Origin of the sequence: Natrialba aegyptia DSM 13077 (genome assembly GCF_000337535.1) — an archaeon.
Classification (GTDB): domain Archaea; phylum Halobacteriota; class Halobacteria; order Halobacteriales; family Natrialbaceae; genus Natrialba; species Natrialba aegyptia.
Genome location: NZ_AOIP01000056.1, coordinates 45,250 through 59,286, shown reverse-complemented (window position 1 = coordinate 59,286; position 14,037 = coordinate 45,250). Strand labels below are relative to the sequence as shown.

Here is a 14,037-nt window from a genome sequence, read left to right as displayed (position 1 = left end):
CCAGTCGCAACTTCTGGACGAGTTGGAAGATGCGACTACATCAGGTATAGAGCGGCTACCATCAACAAGCGGATGGTTCGATTACTCGGTTTGTGAGATACTGGGACACGCTGTTTTGCTATGCCCTGACCAGCTCAGGTCGAACCTCGTCGCCGAGTCGACGGATACAGCTAGCCATCTCCTCCGTGCCTATGTTTGGATGGTACGATCGAAATATGATGTGGACATCATCGCCGAGGGCGTCGCGGTACGTCTGAAGTTCGTCAACGACTTGCTCGGGTGTGCCGAATATCGCCTGTTCTTTTAGATCCTGCTTTTGCTCAGTGGATAGTTCGTCGACAGGCTCGCCTGAGTCGATTTCTGCGTATCGACGTGTGGTATAGAAATAACCCTCACGCATTGTTTCCCACGCTAGCTCGTGGGAGTCCCCGACAAACCCATCCAAGACCAAATAGACCTGAAAATCGCCGTCGATCTCCTCATTTTCCCGAACGGTTTCGATGTCCGCGACACGCTTGCGAATGGCTTCGAGCGGGAGACTCTGGGGCGCACACCAGCCATCCCCGATACGGGCGGCACGCCGAACGGCTGGCTTTGCAACGCCACCGAACATGATCGGCACATCGTGTGCCGGTTTAGGCGTCACGTCGATATCGGCTGGTGTCTCGTGAAAATTCGACTCATAATTGAGTGACCCCTCCGACCATGCACCCCGAATCACATCGATGGTGTCCGTCAGTCGATCGACTCGTTCATCCCCTGCGATCCCGAACGCGTTGAGCAAATCGATATTTGAACCGATCCCGAAGCCAAGTGTCGTCCGCCCGCCCGCGATCAGGTCGATCGTCGCGATGTCCTCCGCGAGTCGAATCGGGTTATACAGTGGGGCCAGTGCGATACACGGCCCGAGTTCAATATCGTTGGTGACCGCTGCTAGCGCGCTCAGTGCAGGTATTATCCCCGGCATATACCCATCGGTAAACAGCCTCGGGCGCGGTGGCCCGAGGCTTTTGTTGGTTCCCTCAGCTGTGTGCTAGCACTCTCTGCTCGGCAAGCGAGCGGGATGAGGTTGGGCGGCTTACGCGCCCCGACCCGGACAGACGCACCAACCGAACCTGTGGTTGGGTTTTGTNCTGCTCGGCAAGCGAGCGGGATGAGGTTGGGCGGCTTACGCGCCCCGACCCGGACAGACGCACCAACCGAACCTGTGGTTGGGTTTTGTGAGTCCGGTAATTCGATTCGTTACCATCGAGTTTCGCCTTCTCACGCCACGCGATGTTCACCGACGCATTCCGGTCGGCGTGGTCTTGCGCCACGTCACACTCGTCGTTCGGACACCTGAACCGCCGACCCTGCCGATACCCACGCTCACCACAGCACGAACACGTCTGCGAGTTGTAGTAAGCGTCCACCGTATCCGTCGGAATCTCCCGCCACGTCGCCTTGTACGAGACGAACCTCTCGAATTTGTGGAACGGCAGTTTGTGCAACCGGCGGTTCATATACGACCCGTACTGCATCTCCTCGCGGATACCACTCATATCCTCGAACACGATAACCGGGTTCGGGAACTGCTCTGCGAACTCTACGACAGCACGGGAAAGACGGTGCAATACCCACTCGGTGAATCGCTCTTCTTTGTCACTGAGTTTCTGGTGGATGCTCGTCTTGCCGTGTTCCTGACAACGTTTCGTAATGGTGTGGTAACGTTGGCGTTCCTGCTTCACCCGTCCGTAGTCAAGGACGAGCGTGCCCTTCGTTCGCATCGTGTCGCGGTCGAGGGCGGTGAGAGCGACGTTGCGCTCGTTGATGTCCACACCGACTACCGTATCGGCGGTATCGGGTTCGGGCACGTCGAACTCGCGTGTGACCGTGACGTGTAGGTAGTACACGCCATCGCGGTACAGGAGTTCGGCCTGCCCTATATCCACCTCATCCGACGTGAGGGCGTCTCGAAGTTCGTCCATTGCGTCCGGCTCACCGCGAAGATGGCCCTTGACCTTCTTGTAGGGTTTCGGGCTGATGCGGAACTGGACGCGGTTCGTGTTGTCGTTCACGGTGAGGCGGTAGCCTTCCGTGTGCGCCATCACAAGCGGGTAGGCACCAGATTTGTCCGTACTCGGCGGNCGGCTTCCCTCGGTCAGGGTCGTCTTGATTCTCCCACCAGTCTTTGAGTGATTGGTAGGAGTCCCATGTTTGGAGGGCTTTGCCGACGACCGCGCACTTGTTGTTCCGTAGGAAGTTGTCGCGGTCAACCTCCTTCTGTATCTCGGTGCGATTGTACCCTTGTTGTTTGAGGCGGATGGTTTGGTTGAATATCTCGCGAGAGGCGAGGCGGGCGTCGTGAAGCCACGATCGTTCACCAGACGCTATGTGGAGCCGCGTCTGGATCGTCTTCGTGGCTTCTTCACCCATGCATTGACAATCGTTCCAGATTGTCATAAATGTAGGGATTAGGGATGGAAGAGTACCGCAGTCACGCACATTCGGTTAGTTCCTGCAAGTATCATTTCGTGTGGTGTCCGAAGTATAGACACTCTGTTCTCGGTGTGGTCAAGGAGGACGTGAGAGAGTTGTTTGCGGAGACTGCCGACCACTTCGGCCACGAGATTTTGGCGTTGGAGATTGCAGACGACCACATTCATCTGTTCGTGCAAACAGACCCGAAACATAGCCCTGCTGAGGTAGCACGGCAGTTCAAGTCGTACTCTGGAAAGCACTTGCTGGAACGGTATCCCGAGATTCGAGAGTCGTATTTCTGGGGCGGCGGATTCTGGAAGGTTGGATACTACGTGGGAACGACGGGAGCAGTATCGGAGGAAGTGGTTGAACGGTATATCGAGGAGACGGAACATACGCCGGAGTGACGCGCTTCACCCCCGCCCACGGTGGGGCGGGGAACTCGCGCTGCTTTTCGTTTAGATNGTATATCGAGGAGACGGAACATACGCCGGAGTGACGCGCTTCACCCCCGCCCACGGTGGGGCGGGGAACTCGCGCTGCTTTTCGTTTAGATCGGAACGGTCACCGCAGCGGGGATTGCCCAAGCGGCCAGTCCAACCGTCCACGACCCGAAGAGATCACCGATTGGCGCGGTCACGGCGCCGGCAAGTGCCGCTCCGATGGTGAGGCTTACTGTGTAGAGCCCCGTGGCGAACGATTCACGATCCGGGAAGTATTCGGTCACGAGCGGGGGGAGCAGTGCCTGTGTAACTGCGATTCCAACGCCGACGAGAAGCGTACTACCGAAGAGCACGAGGTGGTGTTGACTCCAGGCGCGGCCCGCTGTCGCGACAGTGATGAGGATAATCCCCCAGAATATGCCTCGTTCCCGACCGAGCTGGTCAGTGACCGCTGGAATCGAAAGTGCGAAGACCCCATACAGAGGGTGGGAATCGTCGTAAGAAGGCTGACTGCAGTGTAGGTCAGTCCAAGGTCGGCGCGAACCGTTTCCAGGACCGGCGAGATAGACGCGACTGCCAGACGAAGGCTCAATGCCACGACCAGAACGCCAGCCAGTACGATCCACTGAGAGCCTCTCATAGGGGCGAATGATTACGTTTGATCGTCGGTGACGAGGCTGCGTTCGAGGTCGAGTTCCGTGTCGTATCCGGCACTCGATAGTGCTTCGTGGGCTGCTTCGAAACTCTCGGTATGGGCCACGTGCTCGTCGAGATCGGACGTTGCGGCGATCGCCTCTGGATCGAGGTAGAACGTTACTGTACTCGCCGGGGTGAGTTCGACGGAGCGAGCTCCGTCTCGAATCGTGGCATCGCCGAGTTTGCCTCGGGCAACGTCGACGGGGAGACGGCTGGCTTCCGTCGTGACGACGTCCAAGAGGTCCTCGAGTTCGCCGACGATTTTGGGTGTGAGTCCCCATGCGCCGAGCAAGCCGTCACGCTTGGCGGCCCGGGAAATGCCGTCCTTGACCTCGTCGAGGGTGAGTTCGCCGTCACTTCCGTAGCCATACATGCCAAGGCATGCGTCGACCTCCAGGTGAGTGAGCACCGAGAGCATGACGGCGTCCGTCAGCGGACTCTTGATACCCGGTTCATTACCGGCCGCAAGGACATCTCCGCCGGCGTCAGTGCCGACAACGAGGTCGACATCGAGCTGGTCACAGGCATCGTTAAGGCCAGCAGCAACGCCGCGGGCCCCGCCGCCAATATCGATGAGAATGACGTCTTCGTCATAGTGTCGGGCGACGTTGGTCTCGGCGAACTCGATGCCGTCGTGGGTTCGCGTCTCGTCAGTTGCGAGGGCAACCGAGTCGTTGAGTCGGTCGATGTTTTCGATGTCATCAAAGTGACGGGGGCCGGGTTGGGGATCGACCACGACTCGTTCCCAGGCAACGCCGCCGAGGATGACGTCGACGCCGTGGGCTTCGAGGAATTGGGCGGTCGGAACCGTGCTCACGATGTCGCCGCAGCCACCGACACCGAATACGAGCGCACGGGATTTATCGAAGGCGTCTTCGATGGTCTTCATAGTGCAGCCTTTTTGTGACGGCCGAAAAACCATGGTGATTCCTGAATTGCCATCTTCCAACGATGAATATGCGATTCGTGACTGATTCCATTGTTTCCCACGACTGCGTTGAACGAAGCAGATTCGGTGAGAATACTATCACACTCCCTGCTCTTCGGGGAAGGAACTGGATTCGAAGCGTGGAGGTCACTACCTACTTCCTGCCAAGTGGTAGTATCTATCCTAGCACCCATTTGAATTAATTCAAATCCATTTGTTGATGCATTAAATCAGTCACGCTCTCGTTCGATCATCATGGAGATGAAGAGCGATGTCACAACGAGAAACTACCCCTCATATAGTCGGGTTCAGCGGACGCCTTTTTCACTCTCCGAGAGGGTGGTTAGCATAATGGCAGTACCGCAGCAGGAACTCCTGAGCGTGAAATTGGAGTTATGGCATCCGGAATGCTGGACTACCGAAGTGATGGAAGAGACAGGCGCAGGCGTGCTCGGCCATGGAAGCGTGATGGACGGTCGCCGGGCTTACGAACGGTGCACAATCTACGGCGATTCCCCTGATCATGTCGAAAAGGCAATCCAGGCCGCCAAAAACTCCTCCCGAATACGACAGGTTCAAGAAGTGCAGTCATCCCCAGCTGCGAGTCTCTCTCCAGAGTCTGCTATCGGAACGCACACACAGGATGTATTTATCGAATACAGGTTCACTGAGGGCATCGGACCAGCCTTCTTCTCTCGAGGATTCGTACTCGATGGAGCATCACAAATGGAAGACGGACGTGAGGTTTGGCCGCTCTTAGTGCAGATGGATCGTTCTGCCCTCGGTCGTCAGATTGAGGCAATTGAGGCGGAATACGAGGCGGATATAACGATTGAACGCGTTACTCCAGCAGAGCAAGGTCGTTCTCGGCCAGCATTTCGGGCGCGGTTGGACGAACTTACTCCCCGCCAACGTCAAGCATACGAGTTAGCCCGCGAAAACGGATATTACGAGTGGCCCCGGGATACGAGTGTTCAAGAACTTGCTGACACTCTCGATGTCTCAAAAACGACCTTCCTTGAGCATCTCCGATTGGCAGAAAACCAGCTTCTTAATCCGCCAGAAACGAAGGAATCGTCTAAATAGACTCTGACCCGATCATAGCAGGGTAGAGTCCTTGTGTCTTCTCGCTTCAGGTGGATGTATGACTCCAGCGTACGAACCAGTCGAATCACCGGATGCGACGACAGTATTCCCGTATCACGATCTCACGCCACCGACGACGAACGATATCTACTACGCACGTCAGATCGTCAGCCAGCATCTCCCTCGGACACCGCTGGTTCGGAGTGAGTTCTTCTCTGCTGAATTCGACGCTGACATCTATTTGAAACGTGAAGATATCCTCCCAACGGGTGCCTTCAAAGTCCGCGGTGGAGTGACACTGGTTTCACAGCTGAACGAGGAGTTTCGTGACCCTGGACTGATTGCCGCTAGTACGGGAAATCACGGACAGTCGGTCGCCTACGCTGGCCGCACGTTTGACGCCCCGGTGACCATCGTTGTGCCCGAAGATGCAAATCCTTCGAAGGTGATGGCGATTGAACGGCTCGGGGCGGAAGTCCAGTTTCATGGCGATGTTTTCGACGATGCTCGTGAACACGCCGAGAAACTCGCTGCGAACGAGGGCTACCGGTACGTCCACTCGGCGAACGAACCGGCACTCATCGCTGGCGTCGGCACAGCCGGGCTCGAAATCGTCGAGGACATTCCCGACATCGACTACCTGTTTTGTCCGGTTGGCGGCGGATCGAGCGCAGCGGGATACTGTCTCACCGTAGGTGCACTGACGGACGCAGCCGTGATCGGTGTGCAGTCGGAAGCTGCGCCAGCGATGCACTCTGCGTGGTCAGAAGGGCATCTCGCCCCTCACGAGCGGATGGAAACCTTCGCTGAGGGAATTGCGACGCGAGTTCCGTTCGCGCTAACGATGGATGTGCTTCGAGACCGACTTGACGAGTTTGAACTCGTGAGCGAGCAGGCGCTTGAGCGCGGTGTCTGTGATCTGCTTTCCGAAGAGCGGATTCCTGCGGAGGGCGCAAGTGCAACGAGCCTTGCGGCCATAAGACGGCGACAAGACGAACTTCAAGGGCAGACAGTAGTCTTTCCTATTTCAGGGCGAAACATCTCCCCAGACGCGTTAAAGGTGCTTCTCGAAGAAGAGAACACCAGACGTTAGTATTCAGGTAGCTCTGTACTTAGTAAATTATAGTTGACATGACCGTCCGATCTCTTGTTCATACTCTGCCTTAATTTGGTCAAACAGTTCCTCACCGAGAGCGCTGTGTTTCGGCGCCCCCGCTGTGTTCCGGCTGGGAGAGCAGACTCACGTACTGTAGGAGAGATCTCGCTGTCTCGATCCGCTCTTGATCTACGTCGTTGAATCTGGCAGTCTCGATGCGGTTGAGATTGGGGAGTGAACGGTGCAGTCGACATCCGGGGTTGTTGCGTGGGTCCATTTGAAGCACCTCCCCGGTTCACGGTGTAGAGAAACCTCTCCACTCGTGGAGAACTGTAGGACTGAGTCCGCTCGTTAACCAACATTGGTGTGCCTCTGTGTCGCTATGTTGGTTAAGACGAGGACTGTGCCGATCTGCTTGGTCCGTAGCGAGTCGAGCCACACACCCGGCACTCCCAGATCGGTTGTCCCGTCCACGCCTCATCTGGGACCGATTCATAGGCCTTGAATCGGTGGTCGGTTACCCGCTCACAGTTTTGATAGTCGAGTTCCTGAGTCGTTGGTACCGACGACACCTGGCGATCAGCCGCCGCTTCGCCGGTAGATTCGGCCAGCGCCATCGCTGGAACCAGCCACACCACGTCCTCGGCGTCGTCGAGGACCTCAGTGAGACGCGACGCGTCGATGATGCCGTTCCCCCGCTGGTCGTAGAGTCGCGTCGGGGTCTGCTCCTGACGTTCCGACGCTCCCTGCCCGTTCCAGCCTGTTCGGTCACGGGCGGCACTGAGGAGCCGCTCTCCCTTTCCTGACGACACCTGTACCGCGTCGGGGAGTGAGGGCCATTGCTCGGCCAGCTGGCGCGCCGGCGCCTCGTCGAGGTCGTAGATGAGCGTGTAGTCGTCGACGGCCGACTCCGCGTCGTTGGCGGTGAAGAGGTTCGCCGCGGCGCCGCCCTTCGCCACGGCGCCGTAGAACGTGGTTGACTCGACGACCAGGTGGATGATGTCGAGGAACGTCGTCGACTCTAACTCGTCCGTGTTGGTGGCGCCACGTCCGAGATGGTTAGTGAGACAGAACCGGCATTTCGTTTGGCCGTCTGGGACTGACGCTCCACAGGACCGGCACTCGCCGTCGGTTACCGTCGGTGCATCAGGGTAGCCACCAGAGCTCGTCGCGACGCGTTGCCGTCGGGGGGTACCTTCACACCCGTCGCCCAGCCTCGTGTCCGGAATGTGGGACGCCTCGCCAGTCGGCCGCAGTTCCTCAAAGTCAGTATATTGGTTGTGCATCGGTTGGTTCGTAGGTTCTGTCGGTATCGCATTTCAACGTCCGGACGCCTTCGCTCGCAACGTACTCTTGATTATGTGAGAGAGTGCAAACATATATGGGAGTTCAGCGCCAACACTGTCGTAAGAGGTGCCAAGTATGTCCGAATCCTCGCGAGATGGGGCCCAGTCGTGGACTGAGTCGATGAGCGCCCGCGACCGTATTCGAGCGGTCGCCGAGACGCTTCGCGAACCGCGGTCGGTCAACTGGATCAGCGAGCAGGCTGACGCCGCCTGGAGTACGACCAACGAGGAACTCCAGGATCTTGTCGATCAGGGACAGCTGCGCCGCGTTGAGGCCGGCAAGACGACCCGCTACCAGCCGGACTACACGCGACTGCTCTTCGAGGAAATCCGCACGCTCATCGAGGAGAACACGCGCGAAGAGCTTCGCAACGAACTGGCGGCGATTACAGAAGAGATCGAGGAGTGGCAGGCGACCTACAACGTCGAGACGTGGGAAGAGCTCGAACAGTCGCTCGCCGACGGCGACCTCACAAGTGCCGAGCTCCGCGACCGCCGCGACGTTATCGCGTTCTGGCGTGAGAACGAGGAGGATCGTCGCCTCATCAAGCACGCCTTGGAACTCTACTCCGATGTCGAAGCCGCTCGCGAACAGATGACCGACGTGGCCGACCGCGCCACGAGCTAATCCTTTCTCTCCCAGAATGATCTTTCTCGCCGGTCGCGACCGCTATACACAGCGGACCCTCCTCCGCGACGTTCACGACCGATTGACGAACCAGCCAGGGTGTGAGGATGTACGCTATCGCCCGTCTCGACGCCGACCCCGGTACGTCATCGCGGACGTCGACCCGACGACGTTCCTGAGTAACTCCTACGATGCGGCGACCGCACGGCTCGAGATTCGCTTCTGGTACCCCACCGGCGTCGACCACGAATACTACCGCATCAACTGGGTCGAACCGGAGCGGAATCTGATGCTCGGCTTCCACCAGGACGCCGACCATCCGGACCTTGGTCCCTGTCACATCCAACTTAATTACGATGACAAGCCCGTTGACCGGCATGAGGCGACGTTTCTCGATGCACACCCACTCGCCGTCCTCGATGACCGACTACAGCAATTCCCGGCGGCGGTAGAGGCGATTCGCTGGGAGAATGGCACGCCCTCGCTTCTTACCTGGCCTGTCTAGACAGCGAGTTCATCAAGCGTTTCGTGATGCGTCCGGACAGTCGTTGGCGTGACGTTCCCTGACTCCGCGACATCGCGTTGCGTTACCCACTGCCCCTGTTCCTGCCCCGCTTTGTAGAGGCAGGCCGCGGCGAACCCGGCCGGATGAACGCCCGTCGTGACGCCGCGCTCCTCGGCCTGCTCTGCGAGGGTTCGGGCCCGCTGTCGAATTTCGTCCGGGCACTCGAGGTCCGAGGCGAGTCGCGGCACGAACATGCTGGGGGCAACGGGCTCAGCGGGGAGGCTCAGCTCTTCGTTCAGCGTTTTGTACGCGTTCGTGACCCGTGACTCCGCGACGCGGGCCATCTCGCTGACGTCGTCCACTAACCGCGAGCGGCCGTTGCACCGGCAGGCCCCGTAGACGCTGGCCGCGGCGATGGCCTCGATGGATCTGCCACGAAGCAGATCCTCGTTCTGGGCGCTTCGGAAGAGCTGACACGCCTGGTCGCGGACCGACCCGGAGAGTTCGAGGGCACTCGCCAGCCTGCGCACTTCCCCCAGCCCGTGTGCGAGGTTCCGTTCCGCTTTCGACTGAAACCGGCCATGAGCCTGTTCCCGGCGCATTCGGGCGAGCCGCCGTCGCTTCTGCCCAGAGATCTCGTTCCCCTTCGCGTCGGTGCCGCGACCGATTTCCGTCGACAGGCCGCGATCGTGGCGAGCTGCAGTGAGTGGGGCGCCCGTTCGTTCGCACTCCTCGCTGTCGTACGCCCGCCACTCCGGCCCGTGATCGATACGCTGTTCGTCGATGACCAGGCCACAGTCCTCGCAGACCGTTTCGACCGCGTTCGTGGTGACCTGTCCGTCACATTCGGGACATTGGTTCGCGTTCGACTCCGTTCGGACGTCTTCGTCGAATTCGCTTTCGTAGATGTCTCTGATTGCCATTGTTCTCACCGTGATTCAGGGAACCCACCTGTACAGCGAGCCCCTCACCCATCGAGGGGACAATAAACGCTATCGAGTACGAAATCCGTTTTTCTAAGAACCATTATTAAATCACTCACCTGTGTATCGCTGACTATGGTTGACCCGGTCTCCATCGGTGCGAGTATTCTGGTCTCGTCTACGGCGAAGCATCTCTACGGCAAAGGAAAGCGTATGCATTTCTTGAATGAAGCCGTCGAAAACGCGGCCTCTCAAGTAGCGGAAAGATACGATGGACTGGACTCTAACGTCTTCATCGCTATATTCGATGACGACGAAGTAGTTGAACTGGTAGAAGAGTTCGATGCTGGAGGTAACTTGATCACCCCTGAAGAAATAGCTGACACGTTCGATGAAGATTTACTCGACCAAGAAGTCGAAGCCTCGCCGGAAGAACTGGTGATAGAGTTTTTGAACCAGTTAGAGGTGGAGATCAGCCAGAACCAAGAGATCGGCCACAAGTTGCTTATGGAGTACACCCAGCGAATCCACCGATATACCGAAGATCTAGAAGAAGGGCAGGAAGAAATCCTGCTTGAACTACAGGAGATAGAGGGACGGCTTCCAACCAACAAGGGATACGAGGTCTTCCAACCGATATCTGAACGGTTCCACCAAAGGCTGAACGGGGAACACAGGTACGACAGATACGACCTCCCGTTCTTCGGCCGGGAAGACGAACTTGATAAAATAACAGAATTCCCGGACGCCGAAGAAGACGTACTCATACTCACTGGACGTGCCGGTATCGGAAAGACACGGCTGGTAGTCGAAGGCAGCTTACTCCTCGAAGCAGAACACCCGGACTGGCAAGTATACTGGACAGACATAGATGCCGGAAACATCGACGAAGGCCTCGAAGAACTCGGCTTGGATGAGGAGAGGAACACGATTCTCTTCGTTGACGATGCACGAGATACTGGTCAAATTAGGCGTTTATTCGACCTCGTGGATCAGCACCAGCCACATCTCAAACTAATCTTCGCGGAGAGACCTCATTTCATCTCAACACTGCAAAGCCACGGAAACCGACTCCGAGACATCGACATAGACACGGTGGAACTCCCACGGCTGGATACCGACGACGTACACAGGATTCTACGAGAATACTACGGAATCACCGATCCGTCAACGCTTGACCGGATCGTAGCGATCAGCGAAGGAATCCCGCTCTTCGCGCACCTTCTCGCAGAACAAATCTCCAGCGGTGAACAATCCGATACTGATCCTGTTGCACAGGAAGATGTGCTCGAAGAAGTATTCGAAGACATCCTCGATGATATCCAAAGACTGGCGGAACACGAAGGAATCGGGAATCCACAAGATCTGGAGACCTACGTCAAATACCTTGCTGCTGTTGGAGAACTCGATAGCGACAACGAGGAACAAGTACAGCGGTTCCGAGACGTCCTAAACATCGATAGAACCACTGAGATAAACCTCCGGGAAACACTTACGGAAAACATCGGACTGGTCGCCGAACACGCGGGTCGCCTAACCATCCAACCCGACGCCCTGCAAGAATACATAGTCTACAACAATTTCCTCTCGGAGTCACCACGCAACTACCAAAACGAAATCTACAGCAACTTCAGCGAGTTCACAGGGAGGAACCAGATCAATCAGTTGGCAGTTATTCATCGACGGTACGACTGTAGAGAAGCCCGGAAAACAATTCGAAGTGCCCTTGATTCAGAATTAGACCAGCTTAGTGAATACGGCTTCGCAGAAAGGGTCAAATTCCTCCGTAGATTCAAGATTATAGGATCAACTCATCCACACCACGCAATAGAACTCGTCAAAAAAGCGTTGCGTGAAGAGCTGCCTGAACACCAGGAAGATGAACAGTTACTACGTAGCTCGATGTACACGGCGTCTCCGGCCGGAGACCTCATAATCGAATCCATAGACCTGCTGTCGAACGCCCTACAGGGAGAACCAGAAGAAGCGACGGTATGGTTGCTCCGAATTGCGGTGGACTACCCATTACAGTCTCAGCTTCAAACCGAGAGTGTAGAACAGAAGCTAAAGCAGGCGATGCGGCCCGGCCTTCGGAGGGCACCTGCCGCACAGCAAAAGATACTGGAGGTCATCTGGGAAAACTTCCTCTCCGAAGAAATCGAGAAGAGCCTCCAGCTTGACCTACTCGATATCATCGGAGAAACCTCAAAAATACAGATACACGATTTCTCAATCGACCCCATCGACCGCTCCCAGATGCGATCCTGGCAGGGAGACGTCCGAATGACGGAACCACAGCTAGAACTGCGGAAACAAGTCGTCGAGCTTCTTACCGACATCATCCAAGAAGACCCCCATCCAGAGGCGCGGAAGAAAGCCGCTGAGAAACTGGTGAACTTCGAGAACTCACAGGCCAGATACCACGGCAAACACCAAGAAGTAATCAGCGAGGACGAACTTGTCCGGATTCTCGAATTTGCCTCTGAATACGTCTCACAGGACGAAGACTTGCGGTGTATCAATACCCTGAGCAAGTTAGCTGACCGTGAAAACGCAGAAAAATTCGGTATCGAATCCGAAGTGCGGGATCTCGAAGAGGCGTTAGCGGGAAACGAGAGATACCAGCTTCTCCAAAATATGAGGTACAAGCCTCCCAAGAAGATGGAGGAACGGGAAGCCGAGATCCGCAGCTTCGCGGAAGACTTAGACGAAGAGGAGCTCGCCCCCTCCGATTTCTCAGACATCCTCTCAGAACTCACGGATACATCCTTCAACCAGTTCTTCAGAGTCCTAGCAGACGAGCGGCCGGAGTACGGAGAAATCCTTCTCGAAGCAGATGATCCGGATCTCAATTCCTGTAAACCGCAGGTACTCGTGGGGATCTGCTCCACCGACCCTGAGAGAGGAAAAGAACTTGTAGACCAGTACACCGAAAAAGAGCGATTCGACCTGATCTCCGCAGGACTCAGTGCTTTAGCCACCCAAGACCTAGACTTCACCAAAGAGCATATCGACGAACTACTGGAAGATCGATCCGAGATTCCTCGGGAACTCGTGTCCGGTCTCAGCCAGGTAGTACACGGATACTGGGAAGACCACCAAGAATGGACAGAAAACGTCCTTCTCACCCTTCTACAAGATGCAGAATCACTTGATCCCGGGTTAATCAAGGCAGTACTCCGACCTCTCCCGCTACACAAAGATAGTTCACGAGAAGTAGATGAAGAGCTTCTGAATGCAGTCTTGGACTACGCAGAAGACAGCGAAAGCTTCGCCGAGGAACCTCACGGTCTTCAACTCGTAATCGCAGAAGTCGCTGAGCGGAACCCCGATCAGTTCGTCGACTTCTGCCTCCAGCGGTTGGAAAACGAATACGTAGGGACTTCGCTTCTCCCAACCCACCTTGATATAGACTCTGAGAGAATGAAACAAGCTGACGGTTACAGTACTGCGACAAATGTAGTCGCCAGCCGCATTCTCGATGCCGACTACTATAACCCGATAGGGTTCTCTACCCTAACCCGTTGCTTCCCCACATCAGAACTCGCAGAAAGACTCATACCAGAAATACCGATCTGCTCCGAAGACGAGCTAATGCATATCATCTGGTACTGTAGACAATACCCGATTACTGAAGACATCGAAGAGATCTACCTCACAATCATCACGGAAGGGGTGGAAAATATAAACAGTACTGAAATAGTTAAAAATGAAATCCTCACGGCGCTCTCTTCAGATCCTCTGACGACACCAAGCATGGGTATAGATCTGAAAGAGGACGAGTTGGAGATGCTGAGAGGATGGCAACAAGACGCCTCACTACCCTCTTCCGCCATCGTCTTTGTCGAAGAGGCTGAGGATTACCTGCTCGATGATGTAGAACGACGTGAAAACACACTCGAAGATTTCTAATCCCACTTCGCTAG

Annotated in this window: 10 protein-coding genes and 2 pseudogenes; 6 read left to right on the top strand and 6 right to left on the bottom strand. The window is 56.3% G+C overall.

Annotated features, from left to right (window positions below; translation table 11 throughout):
- Nucleotides 1–118: 118 nt before the first annotated feature.
- Both C480_RS19640 and C480_RS19635 read right to left on the bottom strand, forming a co-directional pair.
- A pseudogene (locus tag C480_RS19640) lies at nucleotides 119–976 on the bottom strand (LLM class flavin-dependent oxidoreductase); the annotation flags it as partial.
- Nucleotides 977–1,133: 157 nt separating this feature from the next.
- A pseudogene (locus C480_RS19635) lies at nucleotides 1,134–2,415 on the bottom strand (RNA-guided endonuclease TnpB family protein); the annotation flags it as partial.
- Nucleotides 2,416–2,459: 44 nt separating this feature from the next.
- Between C480_RS19635 and tnpA the strand changes: the two are divergent.
- Entirely contained in the window at nucleotides 2,460–2,867 is a 408-nt protein-coding gene (gene tnpA / locus C480_RS19630) for an IS200/IS605 family transposase (protein ID WP_049904059.1), read from the top strand.
- Between the two features lie 143 nt (nucleotides 2,868–3,010).
- Here the strand turns inward: tnpA and C480_RS24830 are convergent, their stop codons facing one another.
- Together C480_RS24830 and C480_RS19620 are read right to left on the bottom strand one after the other, a co-directional pair.
- The gene (locus C480_RS24830; RefSeq protein ID WP_161607034.1) at nucleotides 3,011–3,529 is read right to left on the bottom strand and encodes an MFS transporter; all 519 of its coding nucleotides are present in this window, start codon (nucleotides 3,527–3,529) and stop codon (nucleotides 3,011–3,013) included.
- A 26-nt stretch (nucleotides 3,530–3,555) separates the two neighbouring features.
- Complete coding sequence (locus C480_RS19620; RefSeq protein ID WP_006667396.1) at nucleotides 3,556–4,488, bottom strand: DUF1152 domain-containing protein; 933 nt, start codon at nucleotides 4,486–4,488, stop codon at nucleotides 3,556–3,558.
- 390 nt (nucleotides 4,489–4,878) lie between these two features.
- Between C480_RS19620 and C480_RS19615 the strand changes: the two genes are divergently transcribed.
- Nucleotides 4,879–5,613 carry a helix-turn-helix domain-containing protein gene (locus C480_RS19615; RefSeq protein ID WP_161607033.1) on the top strand — a complete coding sequence of 245 codons (735 nt, stop codon included), beginning with the start codon at nucleotides 4,879–4,881 and terminating at the stop codon, nucleotides 5,611–5,613.
- 58 nt (nucleotides 5,614–5,671) lie between these two features.
- Entirely contained in the window at nucleotides 5,672–6,706 is a 1,035-nt protein-coding gene (locus tag C480_RS19610) for a threonine ammonia-lyase (RefSeq protein ID WP_006667394.1), read from the top strand.
- Nucleotides 6,707–7,098: 392 nt separating this feature from the next.
- Here the strand turns inward: C480_RS19610 and C480_RS19605 are convergent, their stop codons facing one another.
- Nucleotides 7,099–7,995 (bottom strand): biosurfactant protein 1, encoded by an 897-nt coding sequence (locus tag C480_RS19605; RefSeq protein ID WP_006667393.1) that lies wholly within the window; start codon nucleotides 7,993–7,995, stop codon nucleotides 7,099–7,101.
- Between the two features lie 136 nt (nucleotides 7,996–8,131).
- Here C480_RS19605 and C480_RS19600 point away from each other — a divergent pair, with 136 nt between their 5' ends.
- Together C480_RS19600 and C480_RS19595 are read left to right on the top strand one after the other, a co-directional pair.
- Nucleotides 8,132–8,683, top strand: a complete 552-nt coding sequence (locus C480_RS19600) for a DUF7342 family protein (protein ID WP_006667392.1) — start codon at nucleotides 8,132–8,134, stop codon at nucleotides 8,681–8,683.
- Nucleotides 8,684–8,699: 16 nt separating this feature from the next.
- Complete coding sequence (locus C480_RS19595; RefSeq protein ID WP_006667391.1) at nucleotides 8,700–9,188, top strand: hypothetical protein; 489 nt, start codon at nucleotides 8,700–8,702, stop codon at nucleotides 9,186–9,188.
- Here the strand turns inward: C480_RS19595 and C480_RS19590 are convergent.
- Nucleotides 9,185–10,111 carry a transcription initiation factor IIB gene (locus C480_RS19590; protein WP_006667390.1) on the bottom strand — a complete coding sequence of 309 codons (927 nt, stop codon included), beginning with the start codon at nucleotides 10,109–10,111 and terminating at the stop codon, nucleotides 9,185–9,187. The two genes, C480_RS19595 and C480_RS19590, sit on opposite strands and share 4 nt — an antisense overlap.
- 135 nt (nucleotides 10,112–10,246) lie before the next feature.
- On the opposite strand from C480_RS19590, the gene C480_RS19585 reads away from it, so the two are divergent.
- Nucleotides 10,247–14,023 (top strand): P-loop NTPase, encoded by a 3,777-nt coding sequence (locus C480_RS19585; protein ID WP_006667389.1) that lies wholly within the window; start codon nucleotides 10,247–10,249, stop codon nucleotides 14,021–14,023.
- The last annotated feature ends 14 nt before the right edge of the window (nucleotides 14,024–14,037 follow it).